Origin of the sequence: Gottfriedia sp. NPDC056225, assembly GCF_042267765.1 — a bacterium.
Classification (GTDB): Bacteria; Bacillota; Bacilli; order Bacillales; family Bacillaceae_G; genus Gottfriedia.
This window is the reverse complement of the sequence record NZ_JBHJTJ010000094.1, coordinates 1-6,677: the sequence shown is the minus strand read 5'-3', so window position 1 is coordinate 6,677 and position 6,677 is coordinate 1. Positions and strand designations below refer to the sequence as shown.

The 6,677-nt window shown below is 30.3% G+C and carries 7 protein-coding genes and 1 pseudogene; 2 read left to right on the top strand and 6 right to left on the bottom strand.

Annotation, left to right across the window (positions count from 1 at the left end):
• Window positions 1–209: 209 nt before the first annotated feature.
• Window positions 210–1,376, top strand: a complete 1,167-nt coding sequence (locus tag ACFCYN_RS24655) for a tyrosine-type recombinase/integrase (protein WP_375952634.1) — start codon at window positions 210–212, stop codon at window positions 1,374–1,376.
• A 419-nt stretch (window positions 1,377–1,795) separates the two neighbouring features.
• Here ACFCYN_RS24655 and ACFCYN_RS24650 read toward each other — a convergent pair whose 3' ends face one another.
• The 3 genes and pseudogenes from ACFCYN_RS24650 to ACFCYN_RS24640 form a co-directional block, all read right to left on the bottom strand.
• Window positions 1,796–2,692, bottom strand: coding sequence for an ATP-grasp domain-containing protein (locus ACFCYN_RS24650; protein WP_375952632.1), 897 nt, complete (start codon window positions 2,690–2,692; stop codon window positions 1,796–1,798).
• A gap of 124 nt (window positions 2,693–2,816) precedes the next feature.
• Window positions 2,817–2,990 (bottom strand): annotated as a pseudogene (locus ACFCYN_RS24645) (cell wall hydrolase); the annotation flags it as partial.
• A 143-nt stretch (window positions 2,991–3,133) separates the two neighbouring features.
• Window positions 3,134–3,427: a DUF3784 domain-containing protein gene (locus ACFCYN_RS24640; RefSeq protein ID WP_375952629.1), complete on the bottom strand. Its 294-nt coding sequence runs from the start codon at window positions 3,425–3,427 to the stop codon at window positions 3,134–3,136.
• 203 nt (window positions 3,428–3,630) lie between these two features.
• Between ACFCYN_RS24640 and ACFCYN_RS24635 the strand changes: the two genes are divergently transcribed.
• On the top strand, window positions 3,631–4,470 hold the full coding sequence (locus ACFCYN_RS24635) for a tyrosine-type recombinase/integrase (protein ID WP_375952626.1): 840 nt from the start codon (window positions 3,631–3,633) through the stop codon (window positions 4,468–4,470).
• Window positions 4,471–4,544: 74 nt separating this feature from the next.
• On the opposite strand, the gene ACFCYN_RS24630 is transcribed toward ACFCYN_RS24635, so the two are convergent.
• The 3 genes from ACFCYN_RS24630 to ACFCYN_RS24620 form a co-directional block, all read right to left on the bottom strand.
• Window positions 4,545–5,021, bottom strand: a complete 477-nt coding sequence (locus ACFCYN_RS24630) for a GNAT family N-acetyltransferase (RefSeq protein WP_375952623.1) — start codon at window positions 5,019–5,021, stop codon at window positions 4,545–4,547.
• 133 nt (window positions 5,022–5,154) lie between these two features.
• On the bottom strand, window positions 5,155–5,619 hold the full coding sequence (locus tag ACFCYN_RS24625; RefSeq protein WP_375952620.1) for a hypothetical protein: 465 nt from the start codon (window positions 5,617–5,619) through the stop codon (window positions 5,155–5,157).
• A 382-nt stretch (window positions 5,620–6,001) separates the two neighbouring features.
• On the bottom strand, window positions 6,002–6,124 hold the full coding sequence (locus ACFCYN_RS24620) for a hypothetical protein (protein WP_375952618.1): 123 nt from the start codon (window positions 6,122–6,124) through the stop codon (window positions 6,002–6,004).
• Between the last annotated feature and the right edge of the window lie 553 nt (window positions 6,125–6,677).

Sequence of the window (6,677 nt, the reverse complement as noted above, 5' to 3'; positions counted from 1 at the left end):
ATTTAATATTAATATAGTGTAAAAGAATGGACGATTATTTTACACTTATATAATTTAGCATATATATTAATTTCTTTAACTTTAATCTTTAACTCGATGGACATTCCTATAAAGTATATGTATAGAAAATAAGATTTAAATAGTTTAATATAGTAAGAAATAGTTAATTTTCTATTATTTGGTTATGAGTTGAAAGGATGTGTTTATAAATGAGGGTTCAAAGTTTATTTCCAGCTAATTATAATCAAGAAGTAATAGTTAATATAAATGATTACCCACTTTCACTAACTAATGAACAAATTCAAGTATTAGATCACACACATGAATTTGCAGAAAAGTATAAGGTAGATATTCATGAGGCATTTTCTGATATTGACATGATTTATCGTTTTGTTTACCAGAGGAAAGAAATTGGAGATTTATATGAAGATGATGAAATTAGTGGGAGTAAAAATAAACAAACGCGTAAAACTTACATAAAAGAACTTTTAACGTTTTATAATCATTTATTTGAGAATAAACAAATCTTATTAGAAGATACGTTTCAAACTGAAAGTCAAAGTATTTTACGTATCCTAGAACCTCGACATGTTCTTAATTACCAAAAGTGGTTAGTGGCGGCTCCATTTGGCCGATATAACAAACCTTATAAAAAGACAACAATCGCTAAAAAGACAGTTGTACTGAAAGGATATTTCAAATACTTATATGAACAAAAATATATCGAACGTCCTCTCCATTATTCACTTGTTTCAGCTAATGTAACACGGAATGATCTGCCAAACCGTGATGTGACATATGAGGAAGTTAAACAAATACTGGACTACTACAAAAGCTCTCCACTTCATTACACAATATTAATTACACTAGCAACAACTGGTTTAAGATCAGCAGAACTTGCGACTGCAAAATGGAAAGATATTTCAAAAGATCATCGAGGTTATTGGTTAAAGATTATGGGAAAAGGTCGTAAAGAACGAGAGGTTTATCTAATGGATTATGTGTTTGATGAAATAGTAAAGCTTAGAAAAAGAAAAGGATTAGTTATAGATTTAGATTCATTAGATGATTCACATTTAATTTTAACTAGCAATATGAAACCATATAGTCCAAATCATTTATCTAAATTCGTTTCAGAAATGATCAGTCGGACAATGTTCCCCTTCCTGCAACACCATTCTCGCAATGGGAAAATCTCTGCACATTTTTTCCGTCATTTTTATGCTATATTCAGTCGGGAAAATGGGGCTGATATATACTCTATTTCTACTTCACTCGGCCATGAAAGTATAAAAACAACTCAGATTTACCTAGCAAAACATGAAAAACGAGATACAAATGTGGGATTGGTATGGAAGAATAAAACTACATTCTAACTTTATATAAAATCTTATCATATATAATAGAAGAAACTGAGTAACATATTTATAAAAAAGCATCCTAAAAAGGATGTTTTTAAATTTATTCAGAATCGAAATATAGTATTTTGCTTAACTTTAACTGTAATCTTCTTGTAGATACTAGGAATGTAAAGACAGGAAAATCTTTAGAGAGAGAACTTTCTCTCGAAGAGAAATATAAAAACTTCAAGCACAAAACAAACTTTTAATAGTAGAGAATGAATTGTTAAAAAAATCGAAATGATGGAAATGGACCACACAGCCGATCTTGTTGTTCAACTAAAGTATGCGTTAGCTTAATAAGACTTTATCTTTTATGATGGTGTTTTTATAGATGACTTCTTTTATTGAGTTATTGATATAATTGGAATGAGTTGGAACCTAGATTACATTAATCAGTTTTTAATGTTTAGATAAAATTCACCTAAATCTGCATTATCCGGTAAACCAGATACTTGTCCATCTCCTAGTTCAATGATTACCCATTCTCCATTTTCCACTTTAGCGATGTCCATAGTGAAGAAATTGCTTTTAATATCTTGTGCAATTTCTAATAGTGAGTCTAAGTTAGGTAAAATTTTGCCGTAATCCCCCTCATCCCAATAATGAAGCATACTAATAGGTTTTCCATTAAGAAAGAATACACGAAACTCTTTAGAAAGAGGCATTTGACTTTGATGATGTTTCGTTAAGAATTCTAAGTTTAAAAACTCTCTAAAAACAATTCCTTCGTTTAATTCGGAACCTTGCAATTCAATAAATTTTTTTACAGTTTTCTCGACATTCTCTTTGTCACTTGCTTTAGGAATAAAACAAGCTTCTACCCAATCGTGCTTTCTGGACTTCACGAAGTCTTTAATAATAATAGGATTGTTTCCAAAGGTTTGAACTTTATCAAAAATTTTATTAAAATTTTCATCAATTTCTTCTTTAAGAATCCAAGTTGTTTTGGGTGTTTTGTCTTTTATAACAGAATAGGATTCAGGTAAATAGTGACAATGTTTATATTCTTCTGGTGTATTTACTAAATATATATTTTTCTTTGTTAGTGCATTGTATAACATTTTATAATAATTAGGTGTTAACATCCAACCACGATAAATAGCTTTTTCGGGTTCCTCACTAATACTAACTTTATGTATAGATTTTTTACCATCATCAAAATATAATAAATTCTCTAATGCAATAAGTTCTGTTTTAATTCCCATATTTTGAGCTACCAAATATTCTTTTTTGTAATCAAAATCTACTTGATTTCTATCTAAGGGATCACTACAAAATAAAATTCTCAATTTTTACCCTCCTTTATTTACATATTTCAAATGTATTCGATGCCAATTAAGTAATTCCTTGTTCAACTAATCTGCCAAATACTTAAATAAATAAAGCAGCCATTGACTGCTTCTGATATGCAACTATTGCTTGTCGTACTGTATCTACATCTTTAAAGTCCGAACAGGTTACTAAGGCACGGTTAACGACTACACAACCTGCTGCTAACATACCTTGCTTGCCTTCTCCTACTGCTTCGGCTCGTATTAATCTTGCTAATACGTCTACGTCTTTTTCGTTATACTTTATTCGGCTCATAAAAAAACCTCCTTACCTCATAATATGAAGGAAAAGAGAATACTATTTTTGTAATTGAACTTCAGATAATTTAAATAGAGCGAAAAAATGATATTGCAACTCGTGTTCTTCAAATAAAGCATCAGTTTGTATTACATTAATTTTCATCTAACCTTCAAATTAATAAATACTCCTCCAGCTATTACAGAAAATACAAGAATACCCAACCACATAAAAATCTGTGTTGTATTTTGAGAAAAAGGAAGAAATATCGATTCAATTCCTATGATAAAGAAAAATATTCCGTAGTATCGAGCTAATTTACTCTTTTCCTGCACTTGGCCTTCTTGGTACCCAGCAATTAGAAACAACATTTTCTTCTTCCAAATAAAAAAACTAAGACCACAAAAAAATAGAAATAATAAAGCTGCGATGGTATACCTAATATACTCTGGCAAGAACATCTCTCCTTCTCTAAATACAAGTAATTCAACACATAATTTTATTCTATTTAAAATTATCAAATCCTTTCCTTATTGAACTCAACTGCCATTTAGTAAAATAATATTTGATCCTATTTCTAGTTTTAACACTCCTATTTTAATCATGAATTTCGTCAATAATGCCTGGTAAAACACCAACTAATGGAGGGGATTTATTAATGTTATTATCAAATGCATGGAAAAGTTACTATAATGATAAGTTAATTGAAGGATACTCATCAACTACACTAAAAGCATATAGAATACAGGCAACACTCTTAATTAAACACTTCGATGATATTGAGATTGCTCAAATCACTACTGATGCTTTGAAAGAGTATCTTGTATTTGTTGGGGAAAAATTAAAACCTGCAAGTTTAGCACATCGAGTTCGTTTTATAAAATCCCTTTTCCGTTGGGCTCATGAAGAGGGTGAAATTCAAAGTAACCCTTCCTCAAAGCTTAAAGAACCAAAAGCTGGGACCAGAATTCCTAAATTCTTAACTGTTAAGGAAATTGAACTCCTTCGTGAAGCCAGCAATACTCCAAGAGAACATGCAATAATTGAGTTTATGTATTCATCAGGATGCCGTATCGGCGAAATTGTCTTAATAAATAAAAATGATATAAATTGGACAAATCACTCGGTAATAGTACGAGGAAAAGGTGATAAAGAAAGAGAAGTATACTTCAATATTCGAGCTGAAATTTGGTTATTTAGATACTTAAACGAACGACATGATGAAGATCCTGCATTATTTGTAACCGAAAGAGCTCCCCGTCGGTTAAGTATTGCTCAAACGCGTCATATAATTAAGCAGGTTTCTTTACATGCAGAGTTTAACAAAAAGATTTCACCTCACCAATTAAGGCATAGTTACGCAACTCATTTAATGGATAACGGGGCTCCAATTGAAGTAATCCAAAGTTTATTAGGTCACGAAAAAAGTGAAACAACACGAATATATGCGAAACTAAGTGGAAAGCAACGTCAAGATCAATATTGTAAATACTTTTAAAAAAGAGGACCCGTAACGGTCCTTTTAATAATCGTTCTTATAAAACTAATGCATCAGTTAGTTTAATAACGATATTATAATATTATTTTTTTTATCATTTTAAAATTAGTCAATTTGACACCTCTACGTTCCACAGTTTGTGAACAAACAATTTTGTAGCCCCGATGTTCAAAAAACGGCTTAGCTGTCATACTTGCCTCCGTATCAATTTCTAAAAGATTCAATTTCTTAGCCTCAGATTCAAGCATATCAATTAATGCAGTGGCTACACCCTGTCCTTGATAATCTTTATGAACATATAGTCTATCTAAGTGTCCAGTATGCGTTAAATCGCTAAAACCAATTACTTTATCATTAACTTTAGCAACAAATGTTATATTTTGACCCAATGATTTTTTCCAAGACATCATTTTAGATTCTTGTTCGTCTCTTGGTGCCCAAGCATTCAATTCTGATTGGGAATAGTCTTTTGAGTTTACTGAATGAACCGTTTCATAAAACAAAGAAACAATCCCTTCAGTATCGGTTTCCTTATACTTTATAATCTGCACTTTATGTTATTCCTCCCATTATTAGGATAAGTAAATTCTAATATATTTTTTAACAAACCTGCCATTTAGCGCAATAAAAAAATCGACCATCACAGCCGATCTTGTTATTAAACTAATGCATCAGTTAGTTGCATTAGCCTCTCGTTAACTCAACTATATCGCAGTGGTTTAATTTATGTTTTTTTAGAACCTCAAAAGCTTTTGGTGTTACAACTAAATATTGTTTTTGTGAAACAGAAAAATCGGTACCTGACCATAAAGAATATTGAGTTCCTTCGTTTGTTACTTTCCCTTTTGGAACTAAGCGATAGAAATTTGGAAGAACCAAATCAGGATGCCATTCACAAAATTCTTCTGTAATTGAAACTTCTACATCCTTAATTTCAAATCCATTTAGGTCACTTTGTAAAATTGAGTTCTTTAACTCTTCAGTAATAATAAAACATGGTGTTGTTTCAAGTAGCTCATCCCCAAGCCATCCTTCAAATTCATAATGAAGATGCAATACTTCATTTTCGTCATCAGATTCACTTTGAGAGAAAATTGTATTTTGACCTATTCCTCCAGCTACCTCTGGTTCTAATAAAAATAAATTCAAGTCCCATCATCCCTTAAATTAGTATTTATGTATTTACTTAAAAAAACTAAAGTTTAATAACAATGAATATCAATATTTTACCATAAATTATAAATTCCTTATGCAACTAAACTGCCATTTTGTTGAATAAAAAAACCGACTAAACAGCCGATCATGTTATTCAACTAATGCATCAGTTAGTTACATAAGCAACAAAAAAAGTTCTTCTATTGAAGAACCTTTTTGCTAGATTTAGGAGTGTAGCTCGTCCAGTTTGCCCTATTCTCCACCAATGAACAAGTTATATAAAGTATTCATTAATATAAGAATGGTTCGGTGTTTTTAATGGTAATTTTTTACATTTTTTTGATTATCAATAATAAATAATTTTGATCATTTATTGTTATTCTGATTTACCTAACAAAGTCATCAACCATATAAGCACGAATGTTATTCCTACAAAAATAAAGATAATTGGTGAAATTGCTATTATTGTGTTCCAATCCATACCACTACCAATAACCATAAAACACACCTATCCTAAAAAGAACTACTTGCATTATTTTAATCAATCATTTTAATCTTAGATTTCTCAATTTCTTTCATTTTATTCAGAACACTATGTCTGTCTTGATCAATGGAGTAAATTATATCGTTTTTTATTGCACTAAACTGCCATTTAGCCTAATAAAAAAATCGAATAAACAGTCGATCCTGTTATCCAATTAACGCATGCATTAGCCATCCATGAATCCTCAGATTCACAACTACCATGGAAGTTTATATCGTACTCCCATGGTAGTTGTATATGATTCTTCTAGAATTTCCTTTATAATAAACCATTTATTTAATGACTACGCTGTAATTAGAATACAAGTTTCTCAAGTTTTGTTACAATACGATAAAGTATAATTGAGATGCCATCAATCAAGCTTTTTAGCATTAATTAATTACATAAGTAAAATTTTCTAATTAAGTAAAGGATATTTAATGAGTAGTTAAAATTTAAAATACTACCTATCTAAGGAGGTATTGTGTTTGGCTAAGCGTTTATTAATATTCCTATTTACTTTATTATT

Excerpts from the sequence above, each read along its gene's own strand:
- ACFCYN_RS24655 (WP_375952634.1), top strand. The coding sequence starts at position 210 with ATGAGGGTTCAAAGTTTATTTCCAGCTAATTATAATCAAGAAGTAATA.
- ACFCYN_RS24620 (WP_375952618.1), bottom strand. The coding sequence starts at position 6,124 with ATGGTTATTGGTAGTGGTATGGATTGGAACACAATAATAGCAATTTCA.
- ACFCYN_RS24635 (WP_375952626.1), top strand. The coding sequence starts at position 3,631 with ATGTTATTATCAAATGCATGGAAAAGTTACTATAATGATAAGTTAATT.